The organism is Ochrobactrum sp. SFR4, from assembly GCF_019730395.1.
GTDB lineage: Bacteria > Pseudomonadota > Alphaproteobacteria > Rhizobiales > Rhizobiaceae > Pseudochrobactrum.
The window spans coordinates 1-268 of sequence record NZ_JAAPBB010000823.1 but is presented as its reverse complement, the minus strand read 5'-3'; the positions used below and the strand labels follow the sequence as shown (position 1 = coordinate 268).

Sequence of the window (268 nt, the reverse complement as noted above, 5' to 3'; positions counted from 1 at the left end):
AAATGCAGCCAAACTCTGGATGGAACATCTCTATTCCGATGAAGGCCAGATCGGTTATCTGAAAGGCTATTGCCACCCGATCCGCTTCAACGCCATGGCAAAAGAAGGCAAAATCCCTCAGGAACTGCTCGACAAGCTGCCACCGGCAGAAGCTTACCAGAAAGCTGTCTTCCCGACCTTGGAAGAACTCGACAAGTCTCAGGCTGTCATCACCAAGAACTGGGATAGCGTAGTCGGCGAGAATGTTCAGTAAGCTGAACAGCTGAAT

1 pseudogene is annotated in these 268 nt (G+C 50.4%); it reads left to right on the top strand.

Annotated features, from left to right (window positions below):
• Positions 1-253, top strand: a pseudogene (locus HBA93_RS21385) (ABC transporter substrate-binding protein); the annotation flags it as partial.
• Positions 254-268 lie beyond the last annotated feature (15 nt).